At 33.2% G+C, this 23,943-nt stretch carries 26 protein-coding genes; all 26 read left to right on the forward strand.

Annotated features, from left to right (window positions below; translation table 11 throughout):
- Positions 1–4 precede the first annotated feature (4 nt).
- A complete protein-coding gene (locus ILT06_RS14430) occupies positions 5–181 on the forward strand; it encodes a Fur-regulated basic protein FbpA (RefSeq protein WP_000765290.1) in 177 nt (58 codons plus the stop codon).
- Between the two features lie 63 nt (positions 182–244).
- Positions 245–625: an ArpU family phage packaging/lysis transcriptional regulator gene (locus ILT06_RS14435; protein ID WP_000931948.1), complete on the forward strand. Its 381-nt coding sequence runs from the start codon at positions 245–247 to the stop codon at positions 623–625.
- 271 nt (positions 626–896) lie between these two features.
- Positions 897–1,397 (forward strand): sigma-70 family RNA polymerase sigma factor, encoded by a 501-nt coding sequence (locus ILT06_RS14440; RefSeq protein WP_098139208.1) that lies wholly within the window; start codon positions 897–899, stop codon positions 1,395–1,397.
- Between the two features lie 233 nt (positions 1,398–1,630).
- Positions 1,631–1,816: a hypothetical protein gene (locus tag ILT06_RS14445; RefSeq protein ID WP_000892958.1), complete on the forward strand. Its 186-nt coding sequence runs from the start codon at positions 1,631–1,633 to the stop codon at positions 1,814–1,816.
- Positions 1,817–1,833: 17 nt separating this feature from the next.
- Positions 1,834–2,325, forward strand: a complete 492-nt coding sequence (locus tag ILT06_RS14450; RefSeq protein WP_000113634.1) for a hypothetical protein — start codon at positions 1,834–1,836, stop codon at positions 2,323–2,325.
- Between the two features lie 189 nt (positions 2,326–2,514).
- A complete protein-coding gene (gene terL / locus ILT06_RS14455; RefSeq protein ID WP_240368943.1) occupies positions 2,515–3,762 on the forward strand; it encodes a phage terminase large subunit in 1,248 nt (415 codons plus the stop codon).
- A gap of 93 nt (positions 3,763–3,855) precedes the next feature.
- Positions 3,856–5,196, forward strand: coding sequence for a phage portal protein (locus ILT06_RS14460; protein ID WP_000229506.1), 1,341 nt, complete (start codon positions 3,856–3,858; stop codon positions 5,194–5,196).
- 28 nt (positions 5,197–5,224) lie between these two features.
- The gene (locus ILT06_RS14465; protein ID WP_154131924.1) at positions 5,225–6,415 is read left to right on the forward strand and encodes an XkdF-like putative serine protease domain-containing protein; all 1,191 of its coding nucleotides are present in this window, start codon (positions 5,225–5,227) and stop codon (positions 6,413–6,415) included.
- 20 nt (positions 6,416–6,435) lie between these two features.
- The gene (locus ILT06_RS14470) at positions 6,436–7,416 is read left to right on the forward strand and encodes a phage major capsid family protein (protein ID WP_154131923.1); all 981 of its coding nucleotides are present in this window, start codon (positions 6,436–6,438) and stop codon (positions 7,414–7,416) included.
- Positions 7,417–7,432: 16 nt separating this feature from the next.
- Complete coding sequence (locus tag ILT06_RS14475) at positions 7,433–7,597, forward strand: YqbF domain-containing protein (RefSeq protein ID WP_154131922.1); 165 nt, start codon at positions 7,433–7,435, stop codon at positions 7,595–7,597.
- A gap of 13 nt (positions 7,598–7,610) precedes the next feature.
- Positions 7,611–8,144, forward strand: a complete 534-nt coding sequence (locus ILT06_RS14480; protein WP_097879313.1) for a hypothetical protein — start codon at positions 7,611–7,613, stop codon at positions 8,142–8,144.
- 28 nt (positions 8,145–8,172) lie between these two features.
- Positions 8,173–8,499, forward strand: a complete 327-nt coding sequence (locus tag ILT06_RS14485; RefSeq protein WP_154131921.1) for a hypothetical protein — start codon at positions 8,173–8,175, stop codon at positions 8,497–8,499.
- Position 8,500: 1 nt separating this feature from the next.
- Complete coding sequence (locus tag ILT06_RS14490) at positions 8,501–8,917, forward strand: HK97-gp10 family putative phage morphogenesis protein (RefSeq protein WP_002175907.1); 417 nt, start codon at positions 8,501–8,503, stop codon at positions 8,915–8,917.
- Positions 8,914–9,330, forward strand: a complete 417-nt coding sequence (locus ILT06_RS14495) for a hypothetical protein (RefSeq protein WP_098711375.1) — start codon at positions 8,914–8,916, stop codon at positions 9,328–9,330. Before ILT06_RS14490 ends, ILT06_RS14495 begins: the two co-directional genes overlap by 4 nt.
- Before the next feature lie 12 nt (positions 9,331–9,342).
- Positions 9,343–9,939 (forward strand): hypothetical protein, encoded by a 597-nt coding sequence (locus ILT06_RS14500; protein ID WP_000118567.1) that lies wholly within the window; start codon positions 9,343–9,345, stop codon positions 9,937–9,939.
- Positions 9,940–9,981: 42 nt separating this feature from the next.
- Positions 9,982–10,479 (forward strand): hypothetical protein, encoded by a 498-nt coding sequence (locus ILT06_RS14505; protein WP_133964320.1) that lies wholly within the window; start codon positions 9,982–9,984, stop codon positions 10,477–10,479.
- On the forward strand, positions 10,458–10,862 hold the full coding sequence (locus ILT06_RS14510; RefSeq protein ID WP_133964319.1) for a hypothetical protein: 405 nt from the start codon (positions 10,458–10,460) through the stop codon (positions 10,860–10,862). The genes ILT06_RS14505 and ILT06_RS14510 overlap by 22 nt, the downstream gene beginning before the upstream one ends.
- Before the next feature lie 30 nt (positions 10,863–10,892).
- Positions 10,893–13,277, forward strand: coding sequence for a phage tail protein (locus tag ILT06_RS14515; protein ID WP_154131920.1), 2,385 nt, complete (start codon positions 10,893–10,895; stop codon positions 13,275–13,277).
- A complete protein-coding gene (locus ILT06_RS14520) occupies positions 13,274–13,957 on the forward strand; it encodes a hypothetical protein (RefSeq protein WP_050845290.1) in 684 nt (227 codons plus the stop codon). The genes ILT06_RS14515 and ILT06_RS14520 overlap by 4 nt, the downstream gene beginning before the upstream one ends.
- A complete protein-coding gene (locus ILT06_RS14525) occupies positions 13,954–15,498 on the forward strand; it encodes a hypothetical protein (RefSeq protein WP_001206669.1) in 1,545 nt (514 codons plus the stop codon). The genes ILT06_RS14520 and ILT06_RS14525 overlap by 4 nt, the downstream gene beginning before the upstream one ends.
- A gap of 10 nt (positions 15,499–15,508) precedes the next feature.
- Positions 15,509–15,892, forward strand: coding sequence for a hypothetical protein (locus ILT06_RS14530; RefSeq protein ID WP_085311997.1), 384 nt, complete (start codon positions 15,509–15,511; stop codon positions 15,890–15,892).
- 44 nt (positions 15,893–15,936) lie between these two features.
- Positions 15,937–16,311, forward strand: a complete 375-nt coding sequence (locus ILT06_RS14535) for a Low copy number virion structural protein (protein ID WP_098875332.1) — start codon at positions 15,937–15,939, stop codon at positions 16,309–16,311.
- A gap of 13 nt (positions 16,312–16,324) precedes the next feature.
- Entirely contained in the window at positions 16,325–16,702 is a 378-nt protein-coding gene (locus tag ILT06_RS14540) for a Low copy number virion structural protein (RefSeq protein ID WP_154131919.1), read from the forward strand.
- Positions 16,703–16,714: 12 nt separating this feature from the next.
- Entirely contained in the window at positions 16,715–18,046 is a 1,332-nt protein-coding gene (locus ILT06_RS14545) for a hypothetical protein (RefSeq protein WP_222655228.1), read from the forward strand.
- Between the two features lie 15 nt (positions 18,047–18,061).
- Complete coding sequence (locus tag ILT06_RS14550) at positions 18,062–19,798, forward strand: hypothetical protein (protein ID WP_154131918.1); 1,737 nt, start codon at positions 18,062–18,064, stop codon at positions 19,796–19,798.
- Between the two features lie 30 nt (positions 19,799–19,828).
- Entirely contained in the window at positions 19,829–23,662 is a 3,834-nt protein-coding gene (locus ILT06_RS14555) for a hypothetical protein (protein WP_222655229.1), read from the forward strand.
- Positions 23,663–23,943: the final 281 nt, after the last annotated feature.

Genomic DNA, 23,943 nt, shown 5'->3' on the forward strand with positions numbered 1-23,943 from the left:
CAAGATGAAGTTATTTTTAATTAATCAACTTATTGAAAATGGAATTTACAAATATAAGGATAAACAATTGTACGAATTAAATAGTGATGAGTTAATAAAATTAATCAAAAATCATAAGGATAAGAAAATAAATGTTAGCAATACAATATATGAAATAATACATAAAGAATGTAAGCCTTAGTAGCAAATTAATATATGAAATTTAAATTATGGTTAAGGATAAATGATAAGAAAGGGGCTTAACATGTTAAATATAGAATTACCAGTATTAAATAAAGAAGCTACAAAAGAAAATGTACTGAAAGCTATAAAGAAATACAGATTATTTATGAAGTGTAATTATCTTAACGAAACGATACTCTCAAAAGAAAATATATTAAAAGAAAATGCGAAAGAAGAGCGGATTAATTATATTATTGCGATGAACAAAGGGTTAGAAAAGCTAGATATTGAAAGTGATAGAATAATTATTCAAAAATATTTGTTAAAGAATCGAGTTAATAGATATGAGGTTATGAAAGAGTTGAATTTATCCGAGGGAGATTATTATAGAAAAAGAAATACTGCTTTTTACAACTATGCATATGCATTAGGGATTGAGGTTGAGGAGTGTAAAGATTACTAATAATGAATAAGTTTTTAATATGGATTATAACCACCTGTGTAAACAAACAGGTGGTTATTTTTATGTAAAAAAATGATGAAAAAGAGATAAAAACGAATCGTTATATACATATATCATATAAGTACAAAGTAGCAATGATAAATAGTATTAAGGAAGATTTTTTAAAAATAATTTTAGTTTTTGGTGAGAAAAAATAAATGGAAATTAAATGTAGATTTAGATGGTCTCTATTTTTAACAATTTTGCTTTGTTATAAGGGTGGGAATAGTATATGCGAGATTTAATTATCCAATATAAGGAAACGTTATGTAAGTTAGAGCGTGCCAAAATAAGTGCAAAAGAAGAAGAAATTAAAATATTAACGAGTATGATTAGTGATGTCACATATGCTTTGGAGTGGATGAAGAATGCAAAGATGCCGGGTAATCGCCGGGGAATAGAACGTAGAGCTGCTTACCAACGAGAAAAATCATATGATTCCTTGTTAATGCAAAGATATTTTCGTAGTACTGATACAACATATGAATGGGATGATGAAAACAAAGAAAGTGTCATTTCAGAATGGGAAAGAATAAAACTAGAAGATGCGCTCTCTACTTTGACAAAATATGAAAGAGAAATATATATCATGTCAAGAGGAAGAGGCATTACACAAGAGAAAATTGCTAAATATTTGAATGTTTCAAGAAGCACAATTAAAACGATTCTATATAGATCTGAAATAAAAATTGCTAAACAAGTAAGAAAAAGTCTTTTCTGCGAAAGTAGTTAAGGCTTTTTCTTATTTACAAACACATTCTTGTCACCATAGTGCCACCTATAAATAGAGAGTAATAAAATAAGTTTAAATGAAATATAAAAAATGAAGAATGGATACTAGCAAAAAGAATGAGTGACCCAAAGGATATCTATAAATTAAATGAGAGATTTTAAAAATGACGGCATCTTTTTATTTACTACAAAATAGGTAGTAGTACATGAAAAACTACAGAAGGATGCGATTAGATGTTAGAACAAGATATAGATACAATGCCAATATGTTCAATTTGCCTTGAAAAATGTTTGTGGGTTTTGAAATTTCCAATCACAATTCAGTATTGTGAACAAATGTTTATTCGTGAGGTAGTTGACGACAATATAACAACAATATGTATTGAGTGTTTAGAAAAAGAAGTACAAATGATGAGCTAAAACGGGAGGGACTGCTAGTGGCACGACCAATGAAATTGAATGATGAGCTGATAAATAGGTTGACCCAATATATTAAAGTAGGGAATTATATTGAAACCGCATGTGCGTTAGTTGGAATTAGTAGAAGTATAGTTTATGTTTGGTTAAAACAAGGGCGTAGAGCAATTGAAACGAGTGAAAAGACAGGTGAAGTAGTACCGAGAAAAGATAAGATTTATGTGAAGTTAGTCATGGAAATTGATCAGGCATTAGCATTTAGTGAGGCGAGAGACGTTGAGACAATCGGGGAGCATGCAAAATCTAATTGGAAAGCGGCAGCATGGAGATTAGAAAGAAAATTCCCAACTAAATGGGGAAGGAAAGATCAATTGCAAGCAAACGTAAATCATTCAGGAGAAATGAAAGTAGAGCATAATAAAATGGCCATGAAAATTGGGTGTGATGAGGAAATGCTTGATTTAGCTATGAAATTATTCGAAAAAGTTCAAGGAGGAGAATTACAATCATGACACGGATGAATGTGCATAAGTTAATAGATGAAAATACATTTAAAGAATTGGCAAAAGTGAACTACCCCTTTCTATGTTCAGTATACACATAAGGGATTCTATAAACATGCAAAACACACAAAATTAATAACAAAGATTTGCCAGGATTTAATTGAAGAGAAATTATCGACTAATAGATTAATGGTGTTTATGCCACCTAGGCATTCAAAATCACAGTCTATAACAGAAACATTGCCAAGTTGGTATTTGGGAAATTATCCAAATAAGAGAGTTATAGAGGTATCTTATGCATCAAGTTTAGCTGAAAAGTTTGGTAGAAGAAATCGTGCTAAGATTGAAGAGTTTGGTAAAGAGATATTTAACATTAGAATTGATGAGCGACAAGGTTCCGTAACAGATTGGGCATTACATAACCACTCTGGTGGAATGTTGTCTGTAGGAGTTGGTGGTTCGATTACAGGGGAAGGAGCAGATTTATTAATTATTGATGACCCTATTAAAAATCGCCAAGAGGCCGAATCAATTACATACCGAAATAGACTATGGGATGAATGGGAGGATACTTTATCTACACGTTTACAAAAAGGTGCAAAGGTAATTCTAATTTTGACGCGATGGCATGAGGACGATTTAGCTGGTAGATTGTTAGAGAAAGAACAGGAGAAATGGACTGTGTTATCAATTCCCGCTATAGCAGAGTCAAAGGATGATCCATTAAACAGAGTAATAGGAAGAGGCTTATGGGTTGAACACTATGGCCAAAATTATTATGAAGATAAAAAGAAGTTTTCCTCTGCACGCTCATGGTTATCTTTATGGCAACAAAAACCATCAAGTGATATAGGGAATATTTTTAAAAGGAACTGGTTTCAATATTATGATGTATTACCAAATTGGGAACAATTTGATCAAATTATTACTTCCTGGGATATGGCTTTTGATAACACTACAAATAAAAGTTCATTTGTGGTTGGACAGATTTGGGGAAAAGTAGGTGGAGACAAATATTTAATTGATCAAGTGAGGGCGCAAATGAATTTCCTAGAAACAAAGAAAGCATTTGTTGTTTTTCATCATAAATATGAGTCGATTCTTCGGAATTCTGGGTTTAAAAAGTCCATTCCGAAATTAGTTGAAAAAAAAGCAAATGGCCCTGCCATTATTAGTTCATTAAAGAATGAAATAAGTGGAATCATTCCTATAAATCCACAGGGTTCAAAAGAAACACGTGCTGAGGCAATATCCCCTGAATTTCAATCTGGAAATGTATATATACCTAATCCTAAAATACAATCTTGGGTATATGATTATGTAGATGAATTAGCTTCTTTCCCATCTGGTAAACATAATGATCAAGTAGATACAACGTCACAAGCCTTAGAATACTTTTTTACTAAGCAAAAAAAAGTAATGGGTGGAAAAATAAAAAGAGTTTAGCTGAACATTACATGTTCAGCTTTTTTATATTGGTAAAGTTTTTATGAAAAACATTGAATAAATGATTTGTATATGAAAGGAGGCATAGGTTTTATGGTTGAGAAAAAAGCAATTAAGAATGTGAAAGTACTTAAATTACAGAGTCGTGAGATGACTTTACGTAAGGAGGAACTTCAAAGTAAACAAATGGCAATTGATCCATTTGCACAAGTGTACGGTGATAAAGAACTAGTAAAGCCTCCATATGATATGCAAGTATTATTAAATTTGAGAGAAAGTAACCCTATTCACTCGGCATGTATTAGTGCAAAAGTAAATGATATTGCTGGTATGGGATTTGATTTTGCACCGCTAGATGAAGTGACAGAGGCAAATCAAGAACAATATAAAGAATTAAAACGTTTTATGAGATATTGCAACAATGAAATGACAAGTAGTGAAATACTTAGGGCAGTTTGGGAGGATTATGAAACTGTAGGTTGGGGAATTATAGAGGTTGTTCGTAACTTGAAAGGAGAACCAGCGCAGCTTCACCATATTCCAGCACATACGGTACGTGCGCATAAAGATAAGATTCGATTTGCGCAAATTGTAAATAATGAGGAGAGATGGTTTAAACGATTTAGTTATCCATATGATTTTAGGTTAGTAGATGGAGAAACAATTAGTGATAGCTTAGATGAAAACTCGTTATTAGACACTGAAGAAAAAGCTGGTGAAGTTATTGTAATTCGTAAATTTGGTTCTAGATCATCATATTATGGTATTCCCGATTATGTGAGTTCTATTGGTTCCATTGTAGGATCACAAGCTGTAAGAGATTACAATATTAATTATTTCACTGGTAAAACAATTCCAGATGCTGTTTTGTTTGTTGAGGGTGTTGATGAAATAGATGATTCAGTTGAAAGAGAATTAAAAACATTTTTCTCTGTTGAAACAAAAGGAGAACATCATAAGTTAGCAGTTGTTCCTGTCCCTGAAGGAGCAAAAGCTCGTTTAGAGAAATTAGGGCCTGATGTTAAAGAAGCGAGCTTTCGTTTATATCGTCAAGATAATGCTATGGAAATTTGTGTAGCTCATCGGGTGCCACCATATAGAATTGGTTGGGCTATGACAGGATCACTTGGGCAGACGACAGCAAAAGAAATGAATGAAATGTATAAAAGATCAATTATTGAACCGGGTCAACAAATTTTAGAACATCGATTAAATACACAATTATTTAAAGAGTTTACAGGAACATTAGGAGAATTGGACTGGCAGTTTCAATTAAATGAAATTGATACAGATGATCGAGCGAGTGATATGCAATATGCAATAGATGGATACGAAAAGAGTATATTAACAAGAAATGAATGCCGAAAGGTCATTGGATACGAACCAGTTCTAGAAGGAGATAAGTTTTTAAATGAAGATTCAAATTCGATTTAGTAGTCTTGCTAGAAAGTAGGAATATATTATGCCAAATGAATTGAAAAATGTAGAAATTAGTTATGTTTCATTAGTAACAAAGGGGGCTAATGGTAGGCCTTTTGCAATTATGAAGGGTATGAACATGAATGGCTCTAATGTTTTGAAAAATGTTCCTATTTTAAAGAGGGAAGATGAAAAACAACTTGTAACAGGGGTTGTTTATGAACCCAATATAGAAGATGCACATGGTGATATCATGACGGCTGAGGAAATTGAAAGAGCGGCTTATAATTTTTTAGAGAAATATAGATACATAGATAAAAACCATGACGAGTTGGCAGGAAAAGGAACAGTAGTAGAAAGCTGGATTTCTAAAAATAATACGGTTGTTGGAAAACAAAATATTAAAAAAGGAACATGGCTTATGACTGTTCGAGTAGACGATAGTGAAACATGGAAAGAAATCAAAAAAGGGAAAATCACAGGCTTTTCGATGGGAGGGGTTGGAGAAAGAATGGAGATGCCACAAATGGATGAGTTTACACAAGATGAGAAAGGTGTAATTCGTAAGATGTTTAGTTTTTTTAAGTCACAGTATGACGAGGAACAAACTCAGGAGATGGATAATCAGTCATTAAATAATAAACAAAACTCTAAGATGCAAAAGGTATTTAATTTATTTGAAGATGTATTTTATGTTGGGATTTGGGAGGGAAATGTAGATATTAAGCGGATGGTTTCCACCTTAGATGAAATGAAGGACATTTTAAATACAATGAAGGGTGGTGATACAGATTTCTCACCGGAAGATATTACCATTAATTCCGTAAATGAAGTAGGCAAAATCTTATATAAGAAAAATGATGAAAAATTTGATGAAATGATTTCTTTGATGAACCAAATTAAAGAAAATAAGTTACAAAAAAACGCAGATCAAAATTCAGATGAAATTGCAGACATTGTAAAGAGAGAAATGGGTCCTTTTCTCGAGAGGTTACAGGAGTTGGAAGAACAGTTAAATAAAGAACTTGAATCAACTCATGATACTAATGAATTAGAAAATGACAGAGAATCTAAAAAGACAAGTGAATTTATTCAGAAGGTAATAGACCCCATTTCAAAGAGACTTGAAGTAATTGAGCGATCAGCACAAGTTCGTAAAAGTCTTGGTGCTGATGCCAAACCAACAAACGAGATGAGAAAACCAGTAAATAAATGGGTAGGATTAGATCTATAAAGATAAGGAGAAATGAATCTATGAATAATAAAGAATTATTAGCACGTATTGAACGAATTGAAAAGAGTACAATGACAACAGGAGGAATGAAAGCGGGGCTATTATATCCGGAACAAAGTAAAGAATTTTTCCGAATGGTATTTGATGCAACTCCATTTTCTCAATTGCATCGTAAAGAGATTCGCAAAGCGAAAAAAGGTGAATTAGATAAAATTGCAATCGGTGGTCGAATTTTACGTAGGAAAATGGAAAATAGTGATGATGGCTACCGAGCAGGTGTAGAAACGTCGAAAGTTGAATATGATACAGTTTCTATTCGTTTACCATGGGAGATAACGGAGGAGCTACTTCGAGAAAATATCGAAGGTGAAGGATATGAAGATACTGTTATGACATTAATGTCAACTCAGTTAGGTATTGACCTTGAAGACCTTCATTGGAATGGGGATGTAACTTCAGAGGACCCATTTCTTCAAATTAATGATGGCTGGTTAAAACAAATTAAACAATCAAGTAAATCTCATATTGTCGATCATTTTAAATTAGTGACGGGAACGGGAGAGGCTGAAGCTAGCGCTGGGTTTAGTAAAGACTCAATCTTTAATTTATCTAAGGCGATGCCTAATAAATATAAAAATGAAGGTTTAAAGTGGATTATGTCACCTGCTCGTAGAGAGAAGTGGATTGAATATTTAACAACTCGTTCAACTGGCTTAGGCGATGCTGCGTTATTAGGTACAGGGGATCAAGTGAATAAGCCGTTGGGGTATGAGATTGTCACAGTCCCTTCTATTCAAGATGATGTAATTATTTTTGCAGATCCTAAAAACTTTATTGCGGTAAATACGTATGACACGCGAGTTCGTAAGACTGTAGAAGGTAAATCTGCTGTTATGGAAGATAAGCGATTCTATGTTATTCATTTGGATGATGATGCAGTTATTCAAGAAATGGACGCAGTAGCAATTCTTACTAATATACCTGATAAATTTGGGAATTAAGTAAGGTAATTTGTATATGAAGATTATAGAATTAAAGTTAGGCGGTACATATACTGCATATGGCTATACTTTTTTTTACGGAGTAAAGGAAAAGGTTGCAAATGAGAAAGCAAACTATTTACTAAGTACAGGACATTTTAAGTTAATAGATAGTATAGAGGTTAAAAAGAAAGAGAAGTAAAAGAGGTGGAAGGATGGAAATTACTGTACAGGACATAAAGAACAGGGTGAATGTTCAACGAATGCCCGATACGGTAATCCAGGAGCTCATTAGTCAATATGAATTGATTACTAAAAACTATTTGAGGAGTAAGCCAAGTAACCCAATGAAAGAGAAAGTTAGAACAAGTAAATTGGCTTGGCTTTCTTTTCGAGCAGAAAATTTGATCAAGGTAATCCATATTGGTTCTGGAGAAGAAGTTACCAATTCAGTTTTTTCTGATGGTTGTACTGTATATGGTTTAAGTGAGAATCAATTATATGAATTTGAGTATACAATACAAGATTATGATGGGCTTTTGACTTTAATGAAAAAATGCATCATCGATATGACGTGTTATGCGGTAATTCGAACAAATCTACAGTATGAAAATATGAAAAAATCAGCAAATATCGGAGATTATTCATATGAAATAAATATTGAATCGCTAGATGAGGAAACTGTTAATAAAAAGGTTTTAAAAGTATTAAAAAAATACCGAAGTAGAAACCCTTTAATAGCATTATGAATGAAAGAATAGGCTGTGAACATTAGATATGGAAGAATTATATATACATGAAGTAACTGTGAAAAGGAATCAAAAGGTAAAACAGTCGGCAGGAAATTTTAAGGAAGAGCCTGTCATTATTTATGAAAGAATGAAGTGTCGTGTAACAACACACACAGCGGTAGATAATGAAAGGTTAAAAAGAAATAAACAAAATTTTGAGCCGAATTTTAAAATTTATACTTCTGCAGAACATAACATCCATACAAATGATGTAATCTATTTTCATGATTATGTATTTGAGGTAAGAGGAGAACCAAGAAATCCATCATTTTTAAATCACCATATTGAATTGTATTGTGAGTTGTTGGAATAAAATGACGAATACATCGGAATTCATGGTTACACGTAATGTAGAACAGGTTAAAGAACAACTTAATAAAATAATGGTAGAAAGAATTATAAGTGCTTGCAATCAACTGCAACGAGAAATGAAACAAACAGTATCAGGTAGTCACAATGGTGTGAAGTATAAAATTCCACGATCAAGTCGCACATATATTGCTTCAAAACCAGGAGAGACATTTGCTTCTAGAACGGGAGAATTACAAGATTCTATTAAATATGGCTTACATATTACAGATAACGAAGTAGTAGGAACGATTGGAAGTCAATTAAAAAGAGCGGTGTATGTCGAAAATGGTACAAGTACTGTAGAAGCCCGACCTTTTTTCTTAAAAACGTTTGAAAAAGAGCGTGGGGAATTAAAAAGGACATTGGGAGGAGAACAATGACGACAAAAGCGATTGCAACAATCAGAAATATTATTGAGAAAGATACAATTGTGCAAAGTAATCTATCGAAATATGAAGGAGAGCCCGCTCTTACATTTCAAACTGCACAAAAAGATATGAAAATGCCTTATGCGGTAATGAGAATTGAATCTAATAATCCGGATGATATAGAGGTAATTGATCGGATGATCCTCACTTTTGATATATATTGTGGCCAAGGTGATTATGAAAAAGCGGATGTAATTTCAAGGCGAATAGAACTTTTGTTAGACAGAGAAGCGGGATTGTTAAGAGATTCTGGTATTATTACAATTCATCGAGCAGGCAGTGTTGCAGTTCCGGATGAAGATCCATCAATTATTCATATTAGTATTAAATTTCTTGTACGGGTAGGAAGAATGGAATTATATTAAGGAGGGAAAAAAATGAGTTGGAAGCTTATTAATGGTGTACGTGAGGGTACAACTGATAATTTTGTTATTGGACCGGGTGTAATGTATAAAGGTTTTAAAAGTGTAAAAGACCTAGGTGAGATGTTAGGAGCTACTACAGGTGGCTGTAAAGTGGGGTTTACTAGAGAATACTATGATGCTGATATTGATGGTGTTTTAGGAAAACTAGTTCGCGGAAAATGGCTATTAAAAGATGAACCACATATGGAGGTTACACTTGTAGAATTTACGAAAGAAAATTTAGAGTTAGCTCTACCAGGCGTAGATGTAGATAGTACGACTGATAACGATTATAACATTGTAAAACCAACCAATGAAATTAAAGACACAAGTTATAGTGATATTGCAATAGTAGGTGTAGTTTCAGGAAGTGATATTCCGGTTATTTTTGTTATCCGAAATGCAATGGTTGTTTCTTCTGTAGAAATTGATTTAAAAGATGGTAAAGGAACTGTAGGACTTAAATGCAAATTTATTGGTCATTATAGCGAAAGTTCGCCTAATACACCCCCTTATGAAATTTATTTACCAAAGAAAAAAGCACCTAAATTACCTACAACAAGTAAATAAGTTGTAGGTTTTATTTTTAGGTTATAAAAGGAGATATTGAATATGACAACAATGCTAGAAAAAATGATGCAAAATAGTACAGAAATTACAATTTCAGGCCAGAAGATGAAGATGAGACGTTTAAATGTAAAAGATGTTTGGCGTTTTACTAAGATTATTTCTAAAGTTGGTCGTCATGCAATGACTGATTTTATGGAGTTTGGGAAAGAAAAGAATGAAATCGATGAAAAAATCAAATTGGCCCAAATGAATGAAGGGCAACAAGAACAGTTAAATGAAATTGAAAAACAACAAAAAGAAAAGGGTTTAGAGTTTGTCTTTCAATTATTGTCTATGATTCCGGAATGTGAAGATGAGTTTTCAGAATTTTTCTCTAGTCTATTACAGATTAAGCGTGAAGAATTCGATCAGTTACCACCAGAAGCTATGGTAGCAGTTATTGAAGGATTATTAGAAAGTGAAGATTTAATGTCTTTTTTCAATCAGGTCAAGGGTCTAATCAAATCTCAAAGTCTCAAGTGGAACAAACAAGAAATGTAGAAAATGATTCTAATAAATACATAGAAGAAACAGAGCAAAATATGCTAAGGGCTTTTGATAAAGTCCAAAAACGGTATGGATGGACAGATGATTATGTCTTATCCATACCGTATTCTCGTTTAATGGACTTATTTTCTTTTATTAGTCAGGAAGAGCAGCAAGAAGAATTAAATGAATGGAAAAAGATGGCCTTTATCGGATTTCAAACAAGGCAATTAGAAGAAGGAACAACTTTTCAGGACTATTTGCAAGCTTTTGGACTTACGGAATCTAGGTCGGATGGGGAAGAAAATGAGACTATGGAAGTTTGGTCCAAAGAGGAATGTATCGACCATGCAAATAAGCTGATTGCAGAGTTTCAGTTTGAAGACGATAAGGAATAAAAAATTTCCTAGTTAGAAAGGGGGGAGTGAATGTTTACAGAAGTATTCCAGTTGTTCGGTACAATTGGAATTAAAGCAGATGAAGCTTATAAGGATTTAGCAAAGTTTGAGGAAAGTTTACAAAAGGCTTCTAAGAGCATACAAGAAAAATTTCAAAAACCAGCAGAAGTACTTAATCAAATAAATGGCCAAATTCAAAAATTTGGTAGCGGGGCGACCAATGTTTTTGGGAAGATTGGTAACAAAGCGGATCAGGCATATAAAGGTGTAGAAAAGTTTGAAGAGAGAGTGCAAAAAGCCTCTAATACAATGCAAGAAAAAATCCAAAAATCAGCAGATTCTCTGGGGAATATTAGCAAGCAAATGCAAACGTTTGGTGACACTATTTCAAATAAAGTCACAAAACCGATAGAACAAGTCAATAGCAAAGCTTTACAATTTGCTAACGATGTGGAAGGTTCTCAAAAAAAACTACAGGATATGCTCGGGTTAACTGAAAAAGATGCAAAGAGTTTGGCTGGAACTATTCAACCTATCGCTCAACAAGTCGTGAAGATTTCTAATATAGTAATACCATCGTTGAAACAAACGGTTGAGTTAATCAAATCTGTTTCTAGTCTTATATCTAAGGCGAGTGAAATCATTGGTGGCCTTGTAAATATAGTTAAAACATTAATGCAAATACCGGGTGCAATTACGGCAATTATTAAAGATGCCTTAAAACTAATTAAAGTTTTTAGTGAGTTCGCACAGATATTGACTGGTCTTGGAAAATCAATGTTTTCATTAGTATTAAGCCCATGGGGTTTTGCGATAATTGCAATGGTTGCTTTAGTATATGTGCTGTATAAAAATTGGGATTCAATTGTGAAATATACAAAGCAAGCAGTGCAGTGGATCAGTGATATTTGTTCTAAAGCCTGGGATGCTATCGTTAAAGTTGCGAAGTCAGTATGGGATAGCTTGTCAAAGTTTTTCTCAAGTTTTTGGGAAGGAACAAAAAAAGTATTCCAATCTGCGGTATCGTTTATAGATAAAATACTTAGCGGGGCATGGAAAATAATTACTACTGTCATTACAATGTATATCAACATATGGAAAAAGACATTTGAAATTGGTTGGAATTTAATAAAAACGATATTCAATACAGTGCTAAACGTAATAAAAAGTGTTGTTAAGTTTGCTTTAGAATTTATTAAAAGCTATATTTCTACTGCTATTAAAACATGGCAAAATATTTTTAAAACTGGCTGGGATATTATAAAAACAGTTTTTACGACGGTGCTAAACTTTTTGAAAACATTTATAAGTGGTGCATTTCAAGCAATTCGCAGCATAATTACGACTGTGATGAATGGGATAAAAACCGTCATTTCTACAGTGTGGAATGGAATAAAGGCAATTTTTACGACTGTATTAAACTTCTTAAAATCAGTTGTAAGTAGTGTGTTTCAAGCAATTCATAGCATAATTACAACTGTAATGAATGGAATAAAGACGGTTATTTCTACGATTTGGAATGTAATTAAAACAGTTTTTATAACTGTATTAGAGACTATAAAGAATTTTGTGGTTACAGCATTTCATTTTATAAAAAACACAATTACGACTGTAATGGATATCGTAAAGTCTATTATTGTAACCGCATGGAATTTTATTAAAGAAACAATAATAGTTGCTGTTCGGACATTTGTTAACTTTGTGGTGGATAACTTTAATAAGATAAAAAACACAATATTTAGTGTTGTTGGTGCTATTAGAGATTTCATAGTAAGTAACTTTGCAGCAATTAAAAAAGCTATCGTCGGAGCGTTTGACGGCATTGTTGATACAGTAAAGGATGTATTCGGTAAAGTTGGTTCTATAGTGAAAGGGATAGCAAACGACGCTGTAAGCTGGGGGAAAGATATTATTGCTGGTATTGGTAAAGGTATGACATCTATGGCTGGCTGGGTTGTTGATAAAGCTAAAGGCGTTGTAGACGGAATACCAAAAGCAGTTAAAAGTTTCTTTGGTATAAAATCTCCTTCTCGTCTAATGATGGAATACGGCGGATATATTACAGAAGGTCTTGGAGTAGGGATGGAAAAAATGATTCCGGCTGTAGACAAGGCTTCTGGATTGTTAAATAAAGCGGTTGTTCCACCGAAACCGATGCAACTAGTAACGGATGTATCTACCCGAATTGGACAAATGGGGGCACATTCTGCTGATATGATTGGAAAAGCTGCACATCCATTTGCTGGGCACTCTTCTGTTGAAAAGAAAACAGATAAAGGTGTTACAATTCAAAATGCTACATTCAAAGTTGCTGTTGAAAAATTGCAAACCGCAGAGGACTTTGTGAAAATGAGAAAATTACTACAAAACGTAGTTGCTGACGATCTAATGGGAATGGCGGTGCGTAATGTATGAGTATATTAAAAACATTGCATAGAAGAGCTGGTTCATATCATCTCTTATGGGATGCTACAGAATTAAAAAGTACAATTAAATATACTATTAATTTTTCATGGCCTGGGACATATAATTTTTCTTTTATGTCCCAAGTTCCTATTGGTTCTGATGGTATGTTACCAGATAAATACTTTATTGTTCGCGTAAATGGTATTGAAAAATTTAGAGCAAGAGGTGCTTATGCCTGGGAAGCAAGAGAAATTTTTGTTGGCGCGGGGCCACAAACAATTGAATTTACAACAAGCGGTTACGGTTCTTCTGACGTAGCCTATTTGCGTGATGTTTATTATCATGCATATGGACCTATACCTACAATTGCAATGATTGAACAAACGAAAATGCCTAAATCTTTAAACGGATTAAAAAATTACAATGTTATGCATGGATATCCTCGTTACCAAAGTACTGGTAATAAAGGATGTGAAGTAGAATTTACTGCTTTATTCAATGATATCAGCCATTGGCGTGAGTTCATGGGGGAAATATATCGCCCTCATATTATTACAGGTGATTACGGTACCTATGGTGGTATTATTCCACCTAATGAAGTTGATGCAATACGTAAAGGAACACTAGTAATAGCGAAGTGTAAATTAATATCTATGTCACAAGCAGGTATTGGAGTTGATGGAATGTGAGAGAAGGATCTATTTCTTTAATCAGAATGTTGGGGAGCTATTTCCAAGTGGGGAATAATGCTCCTAATTTAATTGTTTATATGAAAAAAAGAGAATCTTCTTCTTATGTACAAATACAACATCGTGTAGTGAGCCTGGAAGTGCAGGAGAACGCAGATCAGTTCGCAAGTACATTTTCTATTACCTTTGCTAATGAATATGGGCAAATGGCACCTGATAACTGGTATGGTAAGTTTTCTTCCATTCAAGAATGGTTTTACAACAGTGAAGTAACAAACACAAACCAACTATATCCGCAGACTGAATTTAAGGTTTCTATCGGTTATGGCGAAGAAGCTTTACCATATATACATGGTTTTGTATCTGACGTAAAGGTGAATGCCGAAAGCGGCACAATATCAGTTACCTGCACAACATCTTATAAAAAGGTTCTACAAAAGTCAGTAATTCCAACGCCGGGATCAGATGAAATTGTTGCACCGACTGGAAATGTATATGATGTAGTGAAATTCTTCCTTGAAAAAGCAGGAGTTACATTACACGGAAGTAGGGTAAATATTCCCGGTACAAATCAAAGCTGGATTGTTGAAGGGGCAACTGGAAAGAGGTTTCAAAAGTGGGATGAAATTGTACGGGATATTATAGATACAACATTCCACTACATTAAACATGAACCAGATGGAAGTTGTACATTTATGAAAATGCCAGACTACGAAATTAACGAACTTGCCAAATTTAGTTTTAGAGAAGGGGAAAACCTGATCTCTTTAGATATGCAATTAACAGATCAGGATATTAGTAATAGTATTGTTATTAAATGTGGAGATTATGCTAATGGTTTTGTTAATTCATTCTTACTTAAAAACGTTTCTTTAGGGGATTTGCGAGAGGAAATGATAGAGGTACCTTGGGCAACAACATTCTTTGCAAGAAGGGCAGTTGCTGCAGCTTATCATTTAAAAGCGATTCAAAAATTCAGAACACTAACAGTTGCTGTGATAGGGAATCCGCGAATTCAATTGTTCGATGTGGTTTCCATTTATAATAGGGATTCTGGGCAACAATGGAACTACTTTGTTAAAGGAATTAACACAATGATTTCTGCTGATGATGGATTCTATCAAACTTTAGATTTATCCGTTAACTATGGATATGAACCTACTCCGTATACCGATATAACAGGAATCACAGTAAATGTAGATACATTACGATTAAAGCTGTGGGATTGGAATGTAGAGGATGGAGATTTATTAAATATTTATTGTAATAATAAATTAATAGTGGAAAACTACTTTATCCGAAACAATCCTACGTATGTTGATATACCACTAGAATATGGCGTGAATATTATTATTTTTGAAGCGGTGCGCACTCCTTTAGGAATACTTACCGGGCGATTACAAGTATTAGATACACAAAATAATATCTTATTTGATTATGGTTCTTTACCAGATTTAACGTTTGATGAAACAGATTTAAATGCAGATAGATATTATATTAAACGCCCAGCTAAAACGTGGCCTGTAACAAGGGTAAATTAGGGGTGATTCTATGATAATGCAAAAGAATTTATATGATCCTATTATGTATTTAATGAAAGGATTAATTGATAGAGAATTTTACAGCGGTGGAAAACCGATGCCTGGTAACGATCCAAATGATGTTTTTAAAGAGGGTATGACCGAGGGATATACACTGGTTCGTGATGGCGCTCGTTTATCAGCAGTTGATGGAGATAAATATCTGCACTACGATTTGGTTTTTAATGGACAAGCACTACTTGAAAAGGTCCTTATATCCCATAAAATAACAGGTAAAAAGATGGAGATGCAACTAATTTATAACGCAAACAAACAATTAGATCGAGTACAACCAAGGCTTATTAATAAAGGTAGCGGTATGTTATCTGATTTACCAATTCCCGATGTGTCGTAATGATGCATGGGGATTTTTTAATACAATAAAAAGGGTGATTACCTTTGTTTGAAACAACTTATTTAGCTGGTGGTCGATTAGATGCGCCATTTTATCCAACGAAAACTTTTCCGTATATGAAAGGTTTTATAATGGATTCTAAAGCATGGACAGAAGATAAGATGGAATACGTATTACCAATTGACATGGAGTTTTATGCCATTAGCGTGAGTAGTTCTATGTATGAAATCGATGATAAATGGTCGCTTATTGTAAATGACGGTATTGTCTGTGAGGATATTTATACAAAAAAAATACCAGAAGGTATAAGTCTTATGTCCTATATGCAATTAAAGGCTGGAGATAAAATTATTTTTAAATTTCATAACCAAGGAATTAATAATAAGCAAGTATGGATTGCTTTACAGTTTTTGAAGTAATGGGAGGGAGATTATGAGTTTTGCTGTAAATTATATGGCTGGTGGCCGATTAGATGCTCCATACTTTCCAACCAAAACGATTCCTTTTATAAAAGGAAGAAGAATAGGTGTTTATGAAAATATTCATCATAATGAATTTATAGCACCAATTGATATGGAGATGATTGCATTTTCTATTGGTGCATCAAAATATAACGATAACGACTATTGGAATTTATATATTAATAATGAAAAAATAGCAGATGAAATTTATATGAAAGATGTTCCCGAAGGATTTAATTTTTCTGTTGTTAAACAAATTCCTGCGAAAGCGATTATCCGTTTTGAATATATAAATAAATCTTTAGAGAAAAAAGCTATTTGGCTTAATTATCAATTTTTAAAAGATTAGGAGTGAAGTAAAGTGGCGTTTATTGAAAAGGTATTTCAAGAGGGAAGTTTCTTAGACGATCTTGTAAATGTAGCAACTAGTAACGGATGGACAAAGGTTAAAAAGTTTCAAAAGGCTGGGTATTCCTTACAACTAAAAAATAATTATTATGATAGAGACAGTTTAATTAAATTTGGTTTAGCAGAACACACAATTATTAAAAATGTAGAAGGAACTATGTATGGATTAGTTCAAATTGCTTCTTGGGATATACCTAAAAAAGATGTTACTTATAAATATGATACAGAAGAGGATAAGGCGGATTTTATTAAGGATGCAAAATTAAGATATAGTAGAAATCTTGATCGTTCTTGTTTTTATATTTATATGATTGAAAAAGAACCGGTATTTAAAGAAGGAACAGCATCAGTAGTGACTTTTGATACTTTTCCAAAAGGCCTAATAGATGTAGAAGTGAGTAAAACAGACATTAATATGAAGGATGGTTCCCCGGTTATCGCCTATACTGATGCTAATACAGACGTTATGATGTCACCATTTGTAAAAATAACATTACGAAACCCAAACTTACAAGGTGTTGATGTGAAAACAAATTGGTGGCCTGATTCATTAGTTAGAGTAACTGGCCAAGTTGATAAGGATCGTGTGGTTTTATTAATTCAAGCAGATAATACACCTGCATTTGAAAATAATGTAGTTCCGGTTACACCTTTATATATGGGCAAAATTGAAAGCTATGCGAAAGATGATCAAATTGGTGACGCACTTTGGGCAGGGACAGCATTTGATACAGGTGCAGAAAATAGCTCACATGCATTTGATTTTAATGATAAGAAACCATATAGAAATGTGAATGATAGCTTGCCAATTTTAAAAACATATCCTAAATCACCAGGTAATGGTATTGATAACGTTATTATTAAGCGCTCGCGATTAGGGGCTAGATATCAAGCTCATTATATTGCTTGGAATGTTGCTCCGAATGAGATGCCGCCTGATAGAAAAGGAGTAAATGGTGGTCAATATCCACTAGCTTGGCAGTCTCATGATAATGATGAATATAAGTATCAATTTAATCCTTCGGTATATAGTGGTCGCGTTCATACATCTCGTGCTTATATTGTTCATCCAGATGAAGGTGTGCGAGGTTTCTTACCTCATATGGTTTTACTATCACCTTTAGGATTATTGAATGGGGATAAGTTAAAAGTACGAAAGAATACTTGTCCAGATACATTTGATATTTATCGTTTTTATAATGTTGATGCGATTTCGCCAATTACAAAAAGACCAGCGACACCATATCGTCCAGCTGGATTAGGAATTTATGAGAAGTCAATGTAAAGGGGAGAGAAAAACATGTGGTTTGATAAAGTAGCTTATTTACAAACATTACCAGTTGAATTAGAGAAAATGATTACAGAGCGAGGATGGAGTCGAAAGTTATACTTTAAAATTAGAAGTGGTATCAATAAATTTATTGATGTTCGATTATTTGAATCGTTAGGTAGCGATGGAGAATGGCGCAGATTTGGAGTGGCAAATGCTTATGATACGAGCGATTCTGATTTTACAGATGGTAGATTTATTCCTGTGGATTCTCCATTAGGCAAGCTAGGAATGGGAGATGGAGTGAAAAAGGAATTTCAAATTCCGACATTTCCTGTAGTTGAAAGTTCTTTATTAGTGTATGTAAATAGCATTTTACTAGAAAAGGATAAATATAAAGTTGATGCTAAAGCGGGGAAAGTTATTTTTAATCAAGCGATTGCAAAAGGAGATAAAATCACCTGTGAGTATCGATTAACAAATGATGCATACGAACCGAATAATGATATGATTTTCTTTACGTTTAACCAATATTTTATTGAGAAGGAAGTAAAGTTATCAGATGCTGAAAGTGATTTAGGAAATGGTACCGGTTCAAAAAAAACATTTAATTTGCCATTTTCAAATTTTGATGAAAATCGTTTTATGGTTTATAGAAATAATCAGATGGTTGATCCGGGGGAATATACAATTTCAGATACAGCAATTGAATTTCAAACTGCCCCAAAAAGTTCCGAGAACATTAAATTTTCTGGAGTGTATTTTCTAGCACCAAAGGCAGACGGAACGTTAGATACTTTAGTAGCGAAGACATCATTTGACGTGCAAAAAATGGAAAGTATTATGGCTGAAGTATATTCTACAGTTAATTTTGTAAATCCTTCGCCTTATACACCGATTAGTTTTACACCAGAAGCCCGTTTTACAAAAGATTGGAAACGTGATTCTGTCGTTTATATGTATGGAAATGGAAATAAAGACCGTATTGTTATGTTTATGCGTGTAGATCCAACACCAAGTCCTGTTCGGGCATTATTTGTACCATTATATATTGGAAGAATGTACACATTTGATAATGCACCGCGTAAAAACACTGTAATTATTGGTGGTTGTCGTAACGGAGATCAATATAATTATGCGCCTAATAAAAAAATAGGAAATGCAAATTTAGACTATGGAGAAAATACAGGTAATGGAAATGATTCTGTATTATTAGCTCAATCATACACAGGTGCAATGTATCAAAAACATTATTTATCATTTATTACTCACGATATGGATATTGATAGTGGACAAGGTCGATTTAATCCATCTGTCTATAGTGGGAAATATCATTTGTCACAGATTTATATCGTTCATCCTAATGATGGATATGTTGGGAAATTAGATGATGTCTATGCTGTTCACCCAAAAAATATTCAACAGGCCGATGAATTGGAAATTGAAAAGGAAGTTACAAGTGAATCTTTAGGAAAAGGAAATGGAATGAGAAAAGTTTTCCATTTAGAGCATAAACCGAAAGCAGGAACACTTAAGTTGTTCAATGCATGTGCTCTAGTTCCTAATACTGACTTTATTTTAAATGAAGATGATAAAACAGTGACGTTTAAAGAAATCCCAATTAACGGGGTAGAGATTACAGCAAGTTATGAATTTGCACAATTATATCGTTATACGTTGCCGACTACCGCGGTCTCTCCGATGACACAAGCGAAAGCAACGCCATTTAATCCAATTGGTCTAGCTATTTATAAAGAAGATATTTAATTATTAATCATATAAGGGGGAATGCAGAGAGTGAGTGAGAAAATTTATTCTATTGCTTCCCCTTCTTTATGTACGAAAAAGAAGAGTCATGTTGTTTCGATTCTTTTGGGATCAACAATGAAGAAAACGTATAGTCTCTCGCTTTCTGTTTTAAATCCTTTTGTAAAAAATGCGAATAATTTTCCAGTCAGTTTGCCGCCATATTCAAGATTCAAAGCTGTTAAGGAAGAAGATGCTGGGGTATTTGCAACCAAAATAGTAAAGGGAAAAGGTATATTAACAGACCTTATTGTAGAGGCAATAAGGCAAGTTGAGGTGACTGCTAATATTGCTAAAGTGGATATTGCAAACCTAATGCGGAGTATCAACATGGAACTGTTAAGCATACAGGATTCTAAACCGCTTAAAGAAATTCTTGCAGATGTTCATTACTATCAGAAAGCAATGCAACATGACCGAACTTTTGATATGGAACATATGGAAGGGAACAATGGAAGCAGATTAGATACAAAGTATGCAGATGTAACAGAAATGTCTAGTACAGATCGTAAGATATATAAAGCAGGTAATATGCTCCCAATTGAGCAAGAGAGAGTAAAACAGAAATTACGAGAATTTGCAACCAATGTAGATGAAATACCGCGATGGGTACAGGTTGCACGTATTTTATATGGCGAAGGATTTTATGAAACAATATTGACTGAAAGAAGAGAAAAAGAAATATGTAGTACTGTAGTTAGAAATGTGGATCATGTAGAGATTAGCCAAAAAGAATTACCTGTACAAGATATAAGTGATTTTGAGCTTTATAATAACTTGCCAAGAGAAGTAACTACTTCTTATGAGGAATTTGATTTATTTACTGATACAGGAATTCCGGTTTATATGCCAGATTATGATTTGTTTGCTCGTAAACAAAGAGAAATACAGACTCGTAATATAAATTACAATACAGCGAATAGAAATGCCATTCAGCGGAATGGTGAAATGAATTATTTTGAATTTGTAAATAGAAAAGCACTGAAGATAGATGGCAGATTTATTAATATAGAAGATTTAGAGCGTAAAAAGTTAGAACTTCAAACTAATGAATATGATGTGTCATATGCGGACCGCATAATACAAGACATATATACATATGGTGGCCATGTATATAATAACGCTCAAAAACTAGTAATAGAATATGATTCATCTCACATAGAAATGAATGAAGTGAATCATATAACGCATGAATATGAAAGTAAATTCATAAGTGAATATGAGTTATTGGAAAGACAGTACCATTCTAATGAGGTAAATTTAGTAGAAACATTGATGGTATCAAGTCAGAATCATTTGTACACGGATTATAATCTTCCAGAAATGATACAGAGTGATGTGCTCACAAAAGAAGTAGAAGTAAAATTAGCTAAAGACGAACAAGTTAATAAGAAAACGAAACATGTATGGACTGAATATATATACCATGAGGAAATGGACCTAATACATAAACAACTATTTGGGACTATTCAAGATAACTATGAATTTGCTAGTAGACAAATCAAAAAATTGACCGGATTTTATGAGGAATTTGATCTATTTAATAGTTTAGGAATCCCAGTTTATATGCCAGACTATGATTTATTTGCTCGTGTACAGAGAGAACTACAAGCGAAACAAATAACAGTTAATTCAGCTAAAAGAGACATACGTTCAGTATATGGTAATGTTCGTGATACGGATCTAGCAGATAGAAGAATGCAAGAGAAAGAGGGAGTCTTTTTTGATGTAGCTGCTATAGATAGAAAAGTATTAAAAATGGAAATGAATGTACCTTCTTATGAACTTTCTAATCGAGTTATAGATGAGCAAGAAGCGATGGGGATATATGGATATGAACGTTTTAATCGAGTAAATGGACAGTATCATACTGCTCAAGCTGATATATCTTCCATGAATCGGATTGTAGGTGAAATAGAAACTCCATTTACAAATGTCTATGAATTAGCAAAGCGCAACCTTCACGAGTTGTTAGTGGAGGATGATAGAGTAGCGGATTCTGTATTGTATGATCGATTGTTTATAAGTGAAGAAAGTAATAAACCAATAACAAGTGAAAGAGTTAAAGTCGATATTGAAACTGAATGGACAAGCCCTGTAGAGTTTACAAAGCAAGAACAATTGATAGCACATAATGAAGAAGGATATGACCTTGTTAATAGACACGTAAAAGAACAGGATTCTCGTTACGAAGAATTTGATCTTTTTGATTTAATAGGAACTCCAGTTTACTTACCGGAGTATGATTTGTTCGCAAGGATTCAAAGGGAATTACTAACGAATATAGAGACTGCTGAAATAGCAAATAGAGAAAATAATATAGAATCAGAAATTAATACGGTTGATTCAATTGGTAATCTAGTGAAAGAAGTAGCAACTAATATAATTGATAGTAATGATATAGGACATATTGAGAAAGAGTTACAAACTAGTATTGAACAATATGAAAATGCAACGAATGATAGGAATTGGTATGCAGAAAGTACTATATCTGATCCGATGAAAAAACGAGTGCCAGAAATAGATACGCATATAATCGCTACTGATCAACTCGAGAGAGTAATAAAAGAACGTAATACAAATGTAATCAAGGATGAAGAGTTAGAACGACTTACGAAACAACTCATAATGAAAATTAATCATTTTGATGATATGCGACAAATTAATAATGAGTACGAGTCAAATGTTTTTGAAGCAGACGAATGGCAAAGAAAAGCAGATAATAAAGCATCAATACATGAATATGATGTAAGTGAGTCTGAAAGAGAACTAGCTAGTGAAGAAATCCGTACAACTTTAACGAATAAGTACAATACTTTTAATACTACTATTGGTGACATAGAACAATCCAGCCGAACAGTAGACAGCGAAAGTATACTTGTTGAAAGTGATACTTTTGTATTAGAAAAGGAACTAGAAGCATCGTATGAAGAGTTTGATCTATTTGAAGGATTAGGGATTACAGTTTACTTACCAGATTATGATTTATTTGCAAGAATCCAAAGAGAATTACAAACAAATATAGATACGTATGAAATAATGAATAAAGAAAATGAAACAAGAGCAGAAATTAGTTCATTCTATCAGTTTGGTAATGTCTTGCAAGAAGTTGATGCGACTGTTGCAACGATAGACAATGTAAAAGTCGTAAAAGAATTAGCTGCAAAAATGATCGATAAAGAGAATTTTAAGATTATTGACAGAGAGTTACAGATTAGTATTGAAAAATATGAAACCGCAATGAATGATCGAAACTGGTATGTAAAGAATATTACATCTGCCCCAATGGAAAAGCTTATGAAAGAGTCAGAGGCAAATATAGTAGTCACGGATCAATTTCATAAAGGTGTAAGAGAATTTAATACAGATGTAGTGAAGAATGAAGAAGTAGAACGTACAGTACGAAATGTAATGATGAATATTTTGGAATTGAAGGATATGCATCGGAAGTCAATTGAAGAGGCTTCAAATATTCATGAGCTATATGAATGGGAAAGGAAATCAAATCATAAAGCATCCATAAATACATACGGTGTGTTTGAAAATGTACGAGAATTATCTAGTATAGAGATCCAAACAACTCCAGTGAGTAAAAGAAATCTCGTTCATACTAATATAGATGAAATAGAACAATTTAATCGCATTTTAGACAACGAAAGTATACTTGTTGAAGACGATACGTTTAAATTAGAAAATATTTTTCAGGCAGAAGAACCAGTTGGATTTGAGGAAAGCGATATATTAATCGAAGAAGAACCAAAAATATGGTTAAAACATAGCCGGGAATCTTGGTGGAATAATTGGAATTGGAAGAAAACGAGGTAATAAAGTAGAGTGCTAGATTAACTTTTATTTAATTATATTATATCGAATATTCGTATTTCGTGACATTATGTAATTTTTAAAATTGAACTGCTAGAGCTGTTGTAAAAGTAAAAGCTTAAGCAGTTCAATTGTATTTTAAATGTCTTTTAGTAAGTAAATTAGTTCCTTTCTGTTATGCATGAAATATTTAAATTTATTGATCCATCAAGCTGTTAGTACAAATAGTTAGAGCATAGTGATTGCTACTGATGGAACAATTGAAATTATTTTAAGATAAAAAT

The organism is Bacillus sp. 17RED48, from assembly GCF_019837545.1.
Lineage (GTDB): Bacteria > Bacillota > Bacilli > Bacillales > Bacillaceae_G > Bacillus_A > Bacillus_A wiedmannii.